This window comes from Brevibacillus sp. NPDC003359 (assembly GCF_042878995.1).
GTDB lineage: Bacteria > Bacillota > Bacilli > Brevibacillales > Brevibacillaceae > Brevibacillus.
The window spans coordinates 403,217-415,546 of record NZ_JBIAOR010000003.1 but is presented as its reverse complement, the minus strand read 5'-3'; the positions used below and the strand labels follow the sequence as shown (position 1 = coordinate 415,546).

At 48.5% G+C, this 12,330-nt stretch carries 15 protein-coding genes and 1 riboswitch; of the genes, 8 read left to right on the top strand and 7 right to left on the bottom strand.

Annotated elements, in window-relative coordinates; all coding sequences use genetic code 11:
- Window positions 1-141: 141 nt before the first annotated feature.
- From ACFYU8_RS13665 to ACFYU8_RS13655, 3 genes are all read left to right on the top strand, one after another.
- Window positions 142-462, top strand: coding sequence for a winged helix-turn-helix transcriptional regulator (locus ACFYU8_RS13665; protein WP_064202174.1), 321 nt, complete (start codon window positions 142-144; stop codon window positions 460-462).
- A 112-nt stretch (window positions 463-574) separates the two neighbouring features.
- Window positions 575-2,026: a recombinase family protein gene (locus ACFYU8_RS13660; RefSeq protein WP_390299624.1), complete on the top strand. Its 1,452-nt coding sequence runs from the start codon at window positions 575-577 to the stop codon at window positions 2,024-2,026.
- A gap of 21 nt (window positions 2,027-2,047) precedes the next feature.
- Entirely contained in the window at window positions 2,048-2,326 is a 279-nt protein-coding gene (locus tag ACFYU8_RS13655) for a S1C family serine protease (protein WP_390299621.1), read from the top strand.
- 29 nt (window positions 2,327-2,355) lie between these two features.
- Here the strand turns inward: ACFYU8_RS13655 and ACFYU8_RS13650 are convergent, their stop codons facing one another.
- Both ACFYU8_RS13650 and ACFYU8_RS13645 read right to left on the bottom strand, forming a co-directional pair.
- Complete coding sequence (locus ACFYU8_RS13650; RefSeq protein ID WP_167402439.1) at window positions 2,356-2,502, bottom strand: hypothetical protein; 147 nt, start codon at window positions 2,500-2,502, stop codon at window positions 2,356-2,358.
- Between the two features lie 63 nt (window positions 2,503-2,565).
- Entirely contained in the window at window positions 2,566-2,847 is a 282-nt protein-coding gene (locus ACFYU8_RS13645; protein ID WP_016742090.1) for a DUF2325 domain-containing protein, read from the bottom strand.
- A 329-nt stretch (window positions 2,848-3,176) separates the two neighbouring features.
- On the opposite strand from ACFYU8_RS13645, the gene ACFYU8_RS13640 reads away from it, so the two are divergent.
- From ACFYU8_RS13640 to ACFYU8_RS13630, 3 genes are all read left to right on the top strand, one after another.
- The gene (locus ACFYU8_RS13640; RefSeq protein WP_390299617.1) at window positions 3,177-3,776 is read left to right on the top strand and encodes an IMEF encapsulin system ferritin-like cargo protein; all 600 of its coding nucleotides are present in this window, start codon (window positions 3,177-3,179) and stop codon (window positions 3,774-3,776) included.
- Between the two features lie 37 nt (window positions 3,777-3,813).
- On the top strand, window positions 3,814-4,662 hold the full coding sequence (locus ACFYU8_RS13635) for a family 1 encapsulin nanocompartment shell protein (RefSeq protein ID WP_390299613.1): 849 nt from the start codon (window positions 3,814-3,816) through the stop codon (window positions 4,660-4,662).
- A gap of 143 nt (window positions 4,663-4,805) precedes the next feature.
- Entirely contained in the window at window positions 4,806-5,621 is an 816-nt protein-coding gene (locus ACFYU8_RS13630; protein ID WP_390299610.1) for an alpha/beta fold hydrolase, read from the top strand.
- 86 nt (window positions 5,622-5,707) lie between these two features.
- On the opposite strand, the gene ACFYU8_RS13625 is transcribed toward ACFYU8_RS13630, so the two are convergent.
- From ACFYU8_RS13625 to moaC, 5 genes are all read right to left on the bottom strand, one after another.
- Window positions 5,708-6,916 carry an aminotransferase-like domain-containing protein gene (locus ACFYU8_RS13625; protein ID WP_390299607.1) on the bottom strand — a complete coding sequence of 403 codons (1,209 nt, stop codon included), beginning with the start codon at window positions 6,914-6,916 and terminating at the stop codon, window positions 5,708-5,710.
- Window positions 6,917-7,112: 196 nt separating this feature from the next.
- A complete protein-coding gene (locus ACFYU8_RS13620) occupies window positions 7,113-7,583 on the bottom strand; it encodes a hypothetical protein (RefSeq protein ID WP_390299604.1) in 471 nt (156 codons plus the stop codon).
- Between the two features lie 150 nt (window positions 7,584-7,733).
- A complete protein-coding gene (locus ACFYU8_RS13615; protein ID WP_390299601.1) occupies window positions 7,734-8,915 on the bottom strand; it encodes a pyridoxal phosphate-dependent aminotransferase in 1,182 nt (393 codons plus the stop codon).
- Window positions 8,916-8,998: 83 nt separating this feature from the next.
- Window positions 8,999-9,112: riboswitch (SAM riboswitch) on the bottom strand.
- Window positions 9,113-9,172: 60 nt separating this feature from the next.
- Window positions 9,173-10,420 (bottom strand): MFS transporter, encoded by a 1,248-nt coding sequence (locus ACFYU8_RS13610; protein ID WP_390299598.1) that lies wholly within the window; start codon window positions 10,418-10,420, stop codon window positions 9,173-9,175.
- A 3-nt stretch (window positions 10,421-10,423) separates the two neighbouring features.
- Window positions 10,424-10,906, bottom strand: a complete 483-nt coding sequence (gene moaC, locus ACFYU8_RS13605) for a cyclic pyranopterin monophosphate synthase MoaC (protein WP_390299595.1) — start codon at window positions 10,904-10,906, stop codon at window positions 10,424-10,426.
- A 172-nt stretch (window positions 10,907-11,078) separates the two neighbouring features.
- On the opposite strand from moaC, the gene ACFYU8_RS13600 reads away from it, so the two are divergent.
- Together ACFYU8_RS13600 and ACFYU8_RS13595 are read left to right on the top strand one after the other, a co-directional pair.
- A complete protein-coding gene (locus ACFYU8_RS13600; protein ID WP_390299592.1) occupies window positions 11,079-11,627 on the top strand; it encodes a methylated-DNA--[protein]-cysteine S-methyltransferase in 549 nt (182 codons plus the stop codon).
- Window positions 11,612-12,325 carry a 2OG-Fe(II) oxygenase gene (locus tag ACFYU8_RS13595; protein ID WP_390299589.1) on the top strand — a complete coding sequence of 238 codons (714 nt, stop codon included), beginning with the start codon at window positions 11,612-11,614 and terminating at the stop codon, window positions 12,323-12,325. The genes ACFYU8_RS13600 and ACFYU8_RS13595 overlap by 16 nt, the downstream gene beginning before the upstream one ends.
- The last annotated feature ends 5 nt before the right edge of the window (window positions 12,326-12,330 follow it).

Below are 12,330 nucleotides of genomic sequence, written 5' to 3'. Positions count from 1 at the left end.
GAAACATTTGTCCATGAAAACGGGCTCGACTTCTCAGCCATTGGCGAAGTGTCATTCCAGCTTTTCGTTACTTACTTTTTTCAAGCTAATCTGTTAGAATAAAGGGCAACAATAATGCTGCTAGATAGAGGTGACGCCGATATGAGTCATGATTTTTCTGGCGAACACATGTGTCCAAAATATGAATGTGCAATGAATGTCCTTGGAAAACGCTGGACCGGCCTGATTATTCATGTGTTGCTACGTGGGACTGTACGATTCAAAGATATCCGTGAAATGGTTCCGCATATGAGTGATAAAATGCTCTCGGAAAGGCTGAAGGAGTTGGAGGAGCTGGAGATTTTGGAGCGCAAAGTGTACCCAGAGATCCCGGTTCGCATTGAATACGAATTGACCGCAAAAGGAAAAGATCTACGTCCTGTCATTGATTCCATTCACGAATGGGGCCAAAAATGGATGTAGCATAGCCCCACTTGTCCAAGACGGATAAGCGGGGTTTTTTATTTGCGGTCAGGCATAAGCACCTCCCTTTTGCTGTACACTCTAGCAACCCAAGGAGAAGGGAGAACGGGCGATGCGAACGGCCGTCTACATTCGTGTCAGTACGGAGGATCAAGCACGCGAAGGATTTTCGATCCCCGCTCAAAGGGAGAAGCTGCTCTCGTACGTTCACTCCCAAGGATGGGAAGTCCATGCAGTCTACGCAGATGAAGGCGCGAGTGCCAAAGATACGAATCGCCCCGCACTCGGTCGGCTCTTGCAGGATATCCGAACGGGTGAAATCGATGTCGTCCTCGTCTATCGACTCGATCGACTCACTCGCTCTGTCCTTGACCTGTATCAGCTCCTACAGGAGTTCGATCGATATGCGGTACACTTTAAAAGCTGCACCGAGGTATACGATACGACTACGGCAATCGGCCGGCTGTTTATTACATTAGTGGCTGCCCTCGCACAATGGGAACGGGAAAACTTGGCGGAACGGGTCAAGCTGGGAATGAGCCAGATGGCAAGAGAACGAAAACGACCAGGAGGACCTGCACCGTATGGATACAATCTGGTGCGAGGAGCTCTGGTCGTGAATCAGAAGGAAGCAGCTAGCGTACGCAGCATGTTCGAGCGCTATGACCGAGGCGAATCTCCCCGCCAAATCGCTGAGTGGGCAAATCATTCCGGTTTGCGCGGAAAAAATGGCGCTTCATGGAGTGCAAGTGCCGTGCTTCGCCTGTTAAAAAATCCGGTTTATCATGGTGCGTTGCGTTGGAATTACACCGACGCCGATCAACAACGCAATGACCCTGAGGAATGGATTATCGAAGAGGCCACTCACCCAGCTATCATCGATCAGCCATGTTTCTCGCGGGTGCAGGAGCGGCTAAGTGCTCGTGGAACAACCCATCCCCGTGTACTCAGCTCCCGCTACCTCTTTTCCGGCTTGCTGTACTGCTCTCGTTGTGGCTCCTCTATGCGCGGGAAAACAACCACGATCACGGGAAAAGGGGAAAAACGCTACACGCACCGCTATTACTTATGTAAAAACAAGCTGGCTGGTACATGTGATGCTCCTGCCATACGTGAGGATCGCTTGGAAAGAGCAATTTTGCACGAGCTGATGCAGCATTCCCCAGCGTCAATCGATGCTGTGAAGGATGTGTATCAGACTGTGTTCCAGACGAATTCCCGCGCTCCCGCGAAAGAAACCGAGCAACAGCTGCAAATTCGAAGGCAGCGCTGGGAACAGGCTTATGAAGACGGATTCCTTACTCTCCCTGCCTTACGCGAGAAAATCAGTGCGTTAGAGCAAACTGCACAAGAACTCGAACGGACTTACTCCCCTTTTTCAAAAGTACAACCGCTTGATCTCGATGCGCTTTCCAATTGGAATCTCATTTGGACATATGCAAATGAAAAAGAACGGCGATTGCTCATCTGCACGCTCATCCAGCGTGTTGACGTGGAAGCAACAGACGCTAGCACTGGTCAGAAGAATCGAGATGTTTGCCTGCATCTGTTGTCTTTTCACTAAATTGCCCCTGATTTTGCCTTTATGGCGACAAGAGGTTCCCCACTTGGGTTGGAAAATTCTGTGACAGCGGGAATCATCAGTGCCAAAAACCGCCGCTTACAGGTTGCGAAGCGCATGTACGAAGAAATTTTTCAGACGGATGCTGCCATTAACCCAGGAAATAGCGGAGGTCCACTCATTAATTTGAATGGGGAAGTCGTTGGTCTCAATGCCTTCATTATTCAATCCAGCCAATGCTTGGGCTTCGCCATTGGAATTGACGCCCTCAAAATGCAACTGGAGCAATACGTATTCAAGTGAGAAGCACGCGATACATCAAAAAACCCCGTCTAGGAGGACGGGGATTGCTTCTCTAATGCAATGAGATATACATTTGGACCTTCTGTGTTGATTTGTTCTTCTGCCTGTTTTAATTGTTGCAGCTGAGCGGCCGTAAGCTGTGCAATAGGCAGATCACCCAAACGATTCTGTTCCATACGTCATTCCTCCGTTGGTATCAGACTAACGATCGTAGTCTGCCCTATCGGGAGAGTATGTATTTACGCAGTGAGATCAAAAGCTTTGGCAATCGCAGAACACGAACGCTTGCAGAAAACGATGGGCAACTCGCGATCTTTGGCTTGGTTTTTCACAGTTTTGGCCAAGTTGTGATTGACGAAATCAGTTAACACCAGAATCATGTGGATACCAGCTGGAATTTTCACCCCGGTTTGCGAGCTCTTCCGTCCTGTTACGTGGTGAATATCCTTGAAGCCTTGACCTTGCAGTAATTCGATAATATTACCTAGGCGATCTCCGCCAATAACTAAAATGGATGACATAACTTGTTACCTCCTTAAATTTGGTGAATGTAGGATTTATGTTTTCTTCTCTGAATGCTAATTGATAATGAATATCACTATTATTGATAAATATTATCATTCCCAATTGACTTTGACAATACTCTCCATGATAACTTTTTTGTCAAAAAACAAAACTAGAAACTGAGGCTATATGCAAAGCCGTGGCGCTCTAGCGTTCCCGCCCTCTTTGCCAAATTAATCCTCGCAATATTCTTCGCAGTTATAGGAAAATGTACATAATTGTTGCCCGGGTGTTTTTTCCAACGTTATAATGAAAAAATAGATTGTGAATGAGGAGGTGGCGTAGAGTGCAAGAAATTACACAGCTGCACGCCATTTTTGATCGCACCAGAGGTTATATCAACAGCTTCATGGGCGTTATCCAGCCGATTATCGACGCGGCAACGGACGAGCATACTCGTCTTTACTACCATCATATTTTGGAAGAAGAAGAACAGCGCATGGGTCGCCTGCAGGAATTGATTCCCTACCTGGAGAAGGTGTCCACAGGAAAAAGCCTGGACCAGCTAAGTGACCGCGACCTCTCGCAAATGCTGTCCGATGTGAACTTGGAACGTTTTGGACTGCACAATTTCCGCGAGCATCTGGAGCTCTCTCTGTATGAATTCAAGGATGACGAAACACGTCAGCTTCTGGATGGCATGCGTGAAAAGACGCATACAGACTATTTGACAGTCAAAGAAATCATGGCGAACATGAGCCAACGTTTCTCTGATGCGGCTCATCCTGATCTCACTGATCACGATGAGGGGCACGACATTCACCAGGTAGATCATTTGAAAGCTTCAGCTTCCGCTCCTCACGGTGTTGCTTCCGTGATCACGCATTCTGCCCCTGCAGTTTCTGGCAAAAAAGGACTGACAGTTGGAAGTTTGAAAGGAATGTAAGGAATCGGAAATCCTGAAATGACATGGAGGTTACACAATGGACAAGCTACGTAAATACCCAGACTCTCCCTTGACGACTGAAGAATGGAGCCAGTTGGATGCAACTATCGTTGACATGGCTCGCCGCCAACTGGTAGGCCGTCGTTTTATCGATATTTATGGACCATTGGGTGAAGGTATCCAAACCATCACCAACGATGTGTACGAGGAATCCCGTTTTGGCGGTCTCTCCCTGCGTGGAGAATCACTGGAAATGACACAGCCTAGCCGTCGTGTCAGCATGACGATTCCGATCCTGTACAAGGATTTCATGCTGTACTGGCGCGATGTTGCCCAAGCACGCACATTGGGCATGCCTTTGGACATGAGCGCGGCTGCCAACGCAGCTGCTGGTGGTGCACTGATGGAAGACGATCTGATCTTCAACGGTGCGGCAGAATTTGACCTCCCAGGTCTGATGAACGTAAAAGGCCGCCTCACCCATCTGAAGAGCGATTGGATGGAATCTGGCAATGCTTTTGCCGATATCGTGGAAGCACGCAACAAGCTGTTGAAAATGGGCCACAGCGGTCCGTACGCACTGGTTGTATCTCCTGAGCTGTACTCTCTCTTGCATCGCGTGCACAAAGGCACCAACGTGCTTGAGATTGAGCATGTTCGCAATCTCGTTACAGATGGTGTCTTCCAATCCCCTACCATTAAAGGCCGCTCCGGCGTTTTGGTAGCAACTGGCCGCCACAATCTCGACCTGGCGATTGCAGAAGACTTCGACTCCGCATTCCTCGGAGACGAGCAAATGAACAGTCTGTTCCGTGTGTATGAGTGCGTTGTATTGCGCATCAAGCGTCCTAGCGCAATTTGCACCTTGGAAGAAACAGAAGAATAGGAAACACTTTGGCACACCCATTGACGATTCTCGTTGTGGGTGTGTTTTTTCATCCTTGAAATATTTAACAGATCACTTATAATAAGAACGTGCGTTCCGAACTATTAAAACAATCTGACAAAAATGTCATTGGGAGGCTTTTTATGAGATGCGAGGTCAATGGCGTCAACCTTTATTATGAGGAGATCGGAAGCGGCTTTCCTGTCGTGATGATACACGGATTTTCACTTGATCACCGCTGCATGACTGGTTGTATGGAACCTATTTTTGAGAAACGCCCAGAATACCGCCGACTGTACATAGACTTGCCGGGAATGGGGCAAACGAAAAACTACGAACATATTCATACCACGGACGATATTGTAGAGGTTGTCCTCGCATTCATTGATCAGCTCATTCCAGGAGAGCCCTTTTTCATTGCGGGTGAATCATACGGCGGATATCTTGCTCGAGCGGTTATCGAGAAGCGCCGGGATCAAGTAAAGGGCGCCCTTTTCATCTGCCCGAACGTCATTCCTGATAAAGAAATGCGTACACTGCCGAATAAACCCGTCCTAGTGGAGGAGCCTTCCCTCTGGGAGCAGTTGAGTGAGACGGAACGAGCGGAGTTTGAGTCGATGGCGGTAGTAGCTACCGAATATACGTGGAACCGCTATAAAAAAGAGATTGTCGACGGCTACATGCTGTCTGACCCTTCTTTCCTCAGCAAAATCAGACAATCGTATGGCGTGTCCTTCCCATTAGATACGGCTCCCTTTGTCCACCCGAGTCTTTTTGTTGTGGGCAAACAAGATCATTCTGTTGGCTATCACGATATTTGGGATATCATCGAAGGCTATCCTCGCTCTTCTTTTGCCGCACTCGATTGTGCCGGACACAACTTGCAGATTGAGCAACCGCTTCTGTTTACCGAGCTTGTGAATGAATGGCTGGATCGGACACAAAGAGACAGTAAATGACGAAGCACAACTGGTGTACATAACAGACCCGAGCCCCAATGAAAAAGACAACCCTCCTAATGGAATGGTTGTCTTTTCTCTTTTTCCTATGAGTGTGCGACAAGCGATTCGCTGTAAGCGTGGAATGCTTTGCCCAGTCTAGAAATCGCAAGCTCCGTGTCTTCCCGGTTCAAAAGGGTATAGTTCAAGCGCATCGTATTGACTTGCGGCTCGGCAGCATAAAACGGCTTCCCTGGTACAAATGCTACGCCTTCCTGTACGGATCGGGCCAGCAGTTTCTCTGCATCGACGTGCGCAGGAAGATTCACCCAGAGGAACATCCCGCCTCTTGGTTTTTCCCACTGTACACCCTCCCAGTTTTGCGCGACCAAGAGCTCATGCATCCATTCCATGCGCGCCTTGTAGGACTCGCGGATTTTCTCAATGTGTCGCTCCAGATCAAAGCGGGACAACAGCTCATACAGGGCGTACTGGTCGATTGTGCTCGACTGCAAATCTATTGCTTGCTTCGCCTTCACCATCATTTGAATCACGCGTGTATCTCCAATGGCCCATCCCGTACGCAAGCCTGGCGCGACAATTTTGGAAAATGTACTGGTGTATACCACACAGGAATCGGTCGGATGCTCATCCAGTGAGAAAATCGAACGGTACGGTGCTTCCCCATCGAATTGGATCTCTCCATACGGATCATCTTCTAAAATGAGAATGTTTTGCGACTTACATTGACGAAGCAAACCTAGACGGCGTTCGAGACTCCATACCTTTCCTGTCGGATTGGCAAAGGTAGGAATGACGTACACCATTTTCGGGCGATACTGGGCAATTTTTTTCGCCAGATCGTCTAAATCCATCCCATCAGCATCACCGTCTACGGGAATCGCTTTGATTCCCCGGAATTGGAACAATTGAACCGCTGCCAAATAGGTAGGATTTTCAACAAGAACGACATCGCCTTCGTCTAAATATACACGACACAACAAGTCTACTGCTTGTTGAGAGCCCGTTGTGATGATCATATTATCTACACCGACGTTCATATGCTTTTGCTTCATGCGGGATGCAATCCACTCGCGAAGCGGTAAGTATCCATCAGTCAATCCGTATTGAAGAGCTTTTGCTCCTTGATCGAATGCACGGTTAAACGCTTCGCGCATCTCTGCGATTGGAAAAGAATCCTCTGCTGGCAGTCCACCTGCGAGCGAGAGCACTTGATTGCTTTGGGTCAGCTTCAAGATTTCCCGGACAGCCGAGGAGGATAGTGCTTCGACAGATTTTGAAAATGTGTACTCCATGTTCCGTTCCCCCTTGATTTTGCTTATCCTTGTTTTATCACTCTCCCTTGCGTAAGTCCAATCCTTGCTCGCTATGGGGAGATAGGTTTTGACTATGTCGAGCGGTTGTTCAATCGTTAGTTTTAGCACAACGCATGCAAAAAACCCCTCTTCGCATCAAACGAAAAGGGGTTCATATGTATATGGCTATATTATTCTAGGCGATACGGAATACACGTGGTTTTTCTGTGTGTGGCAGAAAAGAAAGGTCTACTTGTGTGGACGCTTCTTCCATTCCGATATCAATTGCCAACAGCAGTGCCTCTTCCTGGAAGGTCGGCGTACAGCTGCCTTCATTCAGTTCACAGAGACGCTTTAATCGCTTCATTCTCTCTGCGCATTTCTCCGCTCTCATGCATTCATTCGTCAGTTCACAAACATTGACGTGACGTGCATCAGCGATCATGCTGATATCATTCACATGAACAATCAGCCTTTTGCCTTCTTCTGTCACGAAGCCGATCGAGCAAAAATGCGCACCTGACATTTCCAAACGAGTGAGAACAGCATTGGCGTAAACTTCTCCCGTCCGCAAGCGAATCTGGCCTGCTTCAATGGCTCCACCGATCTTACGCTCGTTGGCGATCACCGTATACATATCCGTGTAACCGTTAATCTGATAGCGCATGGTACCCTCCCGCTCTTGCTGAGACTAATTATCATTAACAATGACATCGTATAATGAAAATCATTATCTGTCAATAATGAGAATGATTTTTATTCTACATCAAAAAGCCACACCCCATTTACATGGTAGTGTGGCCAAAATTCCTCACATTTACTTTGTTTTTGTAAACAGCCCCAACCGATCTATCCGCTGAACCGCCTCCGCGAGACGCTCTTCATTTGATAACAGGGCCGCACGTACATAGCCCTCACCTGTCGGACCGAAGCCATTACCCGGAGCTACGACAACATGCGCTTTTTCCAAGAGCAGGTCAGAGAATTCGACGGACGTGAAGCCGCTTGGTACGGGAAGCCAGGCAAAAAACGATCCTTGTGATGGTGGCGCCTGCCAGCCAATTCTGTGCAAATTGGAGTACAAGGCATTACGGCGGCTTTCATAGACTGCGACGAGATCACGAACACACTGCTGCGAATCCGTCATCGCCTTGGCTGCAGCCATCTGTACCGCTCCGAACAGACTGACGAAATAATGGTCTTGAATGAGATTGATCAAACGAACCAGCTCGCGATTTCCTACCATGGCCCCAACACGCCAGCCTGCCATGTTGTACGTTTTGGACAAGGTATAGAATTCTACGCCTACTTCTTTTGCTCCCGGAACCTGCATAAAGCTGACCGGCTTTTTCCCGTCATAACTAATCGCCCCATAAGCGAAGTCATGGCAGACGACGATTTCATGCTTTCGTGCAAAACGAATCGTTTCCTCATAAAACTCCAGTGGTGCATTGACTGCTGTCGGATTGTTCGGATAGTTGAGAAACATTAGTTTCGCTCGATCCAAATCAGCTTGGGAGAGCTGGCTGTAGTCTGGCAAGAAGTCATTTTCCGCCTTCAGCGGCATCATGACCATCCGTCCGTTGACAACAGCAACCCCCGACCAATAATCCGGATAGCCTGGGTCTGGAACCAGTGCAACATCGCCTGCGTTCATTAGGACTTGGCAAATCTCTACGAGTCCGGTTTTGCTGCCGAACAAAATCGCTACTTCTTCCTCCGGATCGAGATCCACATCAAATTCTTGCTTATACCAATGAGCCACTGCCTGTTTCAGTTCCACACGTCCCTGAAAAGGCGGATATTTGTGATGGAGTGGTTGTGCCGCTTGCGCCTGTAATTCTTCAATAATATGCGGCGGCGTCGGCAAATCGGGATTACCCTGGCCCAGGTTGATGACGTCATGGCCTTGCGCAATGACCTTGTTTACTTTTGCCACTAGCGTCGCAAAAAACTGGGTAGGGAGTCGATCAATCATGTCGGAGGGGTGGATACGCATCTTTCTTCAGTTCCTTTCTTCGGGCCAATACAGTAAAACCCCCTTTTTCCATACAGAAAAAGGGGGAGATCAGCTTGGTCGCGTCCTTATCTGTCAGGAAAAATCCTGCTGGAATTGGCACAGCATCTGTCCATCACATGGAGCAGATCCGCTGCCGGGCTTCGTAGGGCCAGTCCCTCCACCTCTCTGAATAAGTCAAACACACGGAATATACTGTTTTTTCGTCTATATCATACTACTTGAGCACGTAAACCGTGTCAAGATGCTTGATTCTGTACGGGTAGATGATGACTCCTTTTTTGAAAAGAAGTGTGGAAGGCAAAGAATGCGACAGACAACAGACACAAGCCTGCCATCACGAGCAATAGACCCTGCGCATGAATTGATTGGAAGATAAATGCGCCAAGCAATGGGCCAACCATCCGCCCTGCCGATCCAGTCCCTGCAATCAATCCCTGAATGAAGCCTTCTCGTCCCTCTGGTGTAAACTGTGCCGCTACTGCGGGTACTGCTGGCCAGACGAGCATTTCCCCCAACGTCATAATGAACATGCCTGCGACAAAACCTGCATAAACCGTCGACTGAGACAAAATTAGCATCGACAAGGCAAAAATATAAGCACCCAAGAGCATTTGTGCTTTTAGCGTGCGGGCAAAGCGTCGAATCACCCACGCAATTAGCGGCTGACCAAACAGGATCAAACCACCATTCAATGTCCACAACAGACTGTATTGACGAAGAGAAATGCCCAAGGACTGCATGTAGGTAGACAGGACCGTCGTCCATTGTACATAGACAATCCAGCTAATGAGCAACCCTCCGCATAAGAGCAGCAATGCTCCCCATACGACCTTGGGCTGTTGCTGTGGTTGTCGTAGAAGTTCGCCCTCTGCATGTTCGGGAGCAGTCGTCTGCAATTGACGTTGTTGCTCTGCCAGTTTTAACTGACGCGGCAAAATGAGCATGAACATCGTCAGCACAATTACTTGGGAGATCGCATTTCCGAAAAACGTCCAAGCAAACGAAACACTTGCCAAGAAGCCGCCTAAAGCAGAGCCGGCAGCTACACCCACATTGAGGGAGACGTAAATCAAATTGATTCCCTTACGGCCTCCATCCGGCCATAAAACCACTGCCAGTGCATTCATAACGGGAGAAAGGGATCCATAAAACAGTCCATTCAATAATAGCAGTAGGACATATACGGTAAAATCTTGTGTAACACCTAAACTGACGGAAATAAGCATTCCCCCGATGGAGCCAACGACAATGGTACGCATTTTGCCCCAGCGGTCAAAGAGCATACCGCCCACAATACTTCCGATCAGGAATGCGCCTTGATTTAAAAGCAACAAGAAGCCGGCTACGGTCAGCGGCTTTCCGAGATGGTTGTGAATATAGATCGTAACTAACGGCCATATACAAGCCATTCCGGTAGAAAAAATGACGGCAGCAATCGCCAATAAACGAATGCTGCTCGGATAGGATTCCCATTTTTGCCTCATGGCTTACTTCTCACCCCGATGGAAATCGCCGCTTTTTCCGCCTGTTTTGGATTGCAGACTGGTCGGACCGATTATCATTTCTTTATCCATGGCTTTGCACATGTCATACACCGTCAAAGCAGCTACGCTGACAGCGGTCAACGCCTCCATCTCGACGCCTGTTTTCCCTGTCGTCTTCACGGTTCCTGTAATCGCAAGCGTCGTTTCATCTACAAATGCAAATTGTATGTCGATGCCAGTCAATGGCAGCGGATGACACATCGGGATGATTTCCCACGTCTTTTTGGCAGCCATGACACCTGCTACCTGCGCAACGGCGAGTACATCGCCCTTTTCGATTCGACCTTCGCGGATTCGGGCGAGTGTTTCGGGTTTCATGCTGACTTGGCTCTCGGCTACAGCCACCCGTTTTGTGATGTCCTTCTCAGATACATCTACCATCTGAGCCCGATTTTGTTCATTAAAATGTGTTAATTGATCAGTCATACTAGTATCGTTCCTCCTCTATCTCCCTCCTACCTTACCCCCGCCGCTGGATAAAAGCAATGGGAATGTCGAGGACATTGTTTTGTTATCTTGCTCATCCACTCCTAAAAACGTACGAAGAACAGGTGCTGGAGGTATACTGTGCGTACACAGCTCAAAGGAGGGTATGGAAGTGGAAACGAATCAAGATCAGACAGTACGATGGGCAATGCTGTCGTATGGTGATTGGACCATTTATTTGGCAGCAACGGCTGCCGGACTTTGTTATGTCGGCTCGGTCAACCAGCCTTTTGCTGAATTGGAAGCGTGGGTAAAGAAACATCGCCCACAAAGTGCACTGGTGCAAGACGATCAATGGCTAAAGCCTTTTGCAACAGAAGTGATGGAGTATTTGCAAGGAACGCGCGAGCATTTTACCATGGCTTGCGACCTGTCTGGGACGCCTTTTCAACTCGCTGTCTGGGAGGCACTGCGCCAAATCCCATACGGGCAAACGGCAACGTACACCGATATTGCGAACATTATTAAAAAGCCTGCTGCTGTTCGTGCCGTCGGTGCAGCAATCGGTGCCAATCCAGTTCTCATTACAGTCCCCTGCCACCGCGTTGTCGGTAAAAACGGTTCACTGACTGGCTATCGTGGAGGACTGCCTATGAAGACAGTTCTGCTTGACCTAGAGAAAAAGGCGAATCGGAGTGTGAAAGCATGGCTAGTTCACTGACAGAAAAAATCGCTGCACTTGACTGGCAGTCACTGCAACAAGAGTTGGACGAACAAGGGTATGCTGCTTTTCCTTCCTTAATAAGCTCAGAAGCATGCGAAGAATTAATCGCTACGTATGGACAAAATAATCTTTTTCGCAATACGATCCAGATGGCACGGTATCGTTTCGGTGAAGGAGAGTATCGGTATTATCAGGCTCCCCTTCCCGCGCCTTTGCAGGAGCTTCGCGAAGGCTTTTATCCGATGCTTGCGCAGACTGCGAATCGGTGGCTGGAAATGCTTGGACGCGAAGCCGTTTATCCTGCTACCCTCCCTGAATTTTTGGCGCAATGTCACGACCAGGGTCAGCTGCGCTCCACTCCATTGATTTTGAAATACGAAACGGACGGCTACAATTGTTTGCATCAGGATATGTACGGCGAGGTATTCTTCCCGTTTCAAGTCGTTTTTGCCTTGAATCAGAAGGATCACGACTACACTGGTGGTGAATTTCTGCTGATGGAGCAACGACCGCGCGCACAGAGCCGGGGACATGTGATAACCTTGGACCAAGGCGCTGGACTGATTTTCCCGACATCTTATCGTCCAGTGCAGGGAACGCGGGGCTACTACAAAAACACGCTGCGCCACGGCGTCAGCACGATTACTTCAGGAACCCGTTACAGCCTCGGGATTATTTTTCATGATGCAAAGTGAGGAGC

Excerpts from the sequence above, each read along its gene's own strand:
- ACFYU8_RS13660 (WP_390299624.1), top strand. The coding sequence starts at position 575 with ATGCGAACGGCCGTCTACATTCGTGTCAGTACGGAGGATCAAGCACGC.
- ACFYU8_RS13630 (WP_390299610.1), top strand. The coding sequence starts at position 4,806 with ATGAGATGCGAGGTCAATGGCGTCAACCTTTATTATGAGGAGATCGGA.
- ACFYU8_RS13620 (WP_390299604.1), bottom strand. The coding sequence starts at position 7,583 with ATGCGCTATCAGATTAACGGTTACACGGATATGTATACGGTGATCGCC.
- ACFYU8_RS13610 (WP_390299598.1), bottom strand. The coding sequence starts at position 10,420 with ATGAGGCAAAAATGGGAATCCTATCCGAGCAGCATTCGTTTATTGGCG.
- ACFYU8_RS13645 (WP_016742090.1), bottom strand. The coding sequence starts at position 2,847 with ATGTCATCCATTTTAGTTATTGGCGGAGATCGCCTAGGTAATATTATC.
- ACFYU8_RS13625 (WP_390299607.1), bottom strand. The coding sequence starts at position 6,916 with ATGGAGTACACATTTTCAAAATCTGTCGAAGCACTATCCTCCTCGGCT.
- ACFYU8_RS13655 (WP_390299621.1), top strand. The coding sequence starts at position 2,048 with ATGGCGACAAGAGGTTCCCCACTTGGGTTGGAAAATTCTGTGACAGCG.
- ACFYU8_RS13595 (WP_390299589.1), top strand. The coding sequence starts at position 11,612 with ATGGCTAGTTCACTGACAGAAAAAATCGCTGCACTTGACTGGCAGTCA.
- ACFYU8_RS13615 (WP_390299601.1), bottom strand. The coding sequence starts at position 8,915 with ATGCGTATCCACCCCTCCGACATGATTGATCGACTCCCTACCCAGTTT.
- ACFYU8_RS13665 (WP_064202174.1), top strand. The coding sequence starts at position 142 with ATGAGTCATGATTTTTCTGGCGAACACATGTGTCCAAAATATGAATGT.
- moaC (WP_390299595.1), bottom strand. The coding sequence starts at position 10,906 with ATGACTGATCAATTAACACATTTTAATGAACAAAATCGGGCTCAGATG.
- ACFYU8_RS13635 (WP_390299613.1), top strand. The coding sequence starts at position 3,814 with ATGGACAAGCTACGTAAATACCCAGACTCTCCCTTGACGACTGAAGAA.
- ACFYU8_RS13650 (WP_167402439.1), bottom strand. The coding sequence starts at position 2,502 with ATGGAACAGAATCGTTTGGGTGATCTGCCTATTGCACAGCTTACGGCC.